The 530-nt window shown below is 69.2% G+C and carries 1 protein-coding gene; it reads left to right on the top strand.

The window, feature by feature from the left end; translation table 11 throughout:
* Positions 1-530 (top strand): glycoside hydrolase domain-containing protein (locus FQ755_RS06850; RefSeq protein WP_144152452.1); only part of this gene is annotated, 530 nt, incomplete at both ends.

The raw sequence follows: 530 nt of genomic DNA, 5'->3' as shown, positions 1-530 counted from the left end.
GGCCAGGACGGCACCACGCTCTACATCGGCAACGAGCCCTCGCTGCAGACGCCGTGGGCCTACAACTGGACCGGCAAGCCGCAGCTCACGCAGTTCGTGATCCCGCTGGTGATGAAGAAGACCTTCTTCAACACGCCCGGCGGGCTGCCCGGCAACGACGACCTCGGCGCGACCTCGGGCTTCTATCTGTGGGCGAGCCTGGGCCTCTACCCGGTGGTGCCGTCCGCGCCGGGGCTGGCGATGTCCACGCCGCAGTTCAAGGGCATGACGGTCTGGCTCGACGACGGCCGCAAGAAGCTGCGCATCGAGGCCGACGACGAGGCGCTGGTCAACAACAAGCCCTACATCAAGTCGGTGGAGCTCAACGGCAAGACCTACCAGGGCTCGTGGCTGCCGATCGCGGCGATCGCCGACGGCGGCACGCTGCGCTACACGCTGTCGTCGACGCCGACCGACTGGGCCAGCGATGCGTCGCTGGCGCCGCCCTCGGGCCCGGCCGCCGACTACACCAAGGCGGTGGCGCAGCCGCA

The sequence above is a fragment of the Paraburkholderia sp. BCC1885 genome (genome assembly GCF_900996235.1).
Taxonomy (GTDB): Bacteria; Pseudomonadota; Gammaproteobacteria; order Burkholderiales; family Burkholderiaceae; genus Paraburkholderia.
The sequence above is the reverse complement of the archived record's forward strand: the minus strand, read 5'-3'. Positions and strand labels throughout refer to the sequence as shown.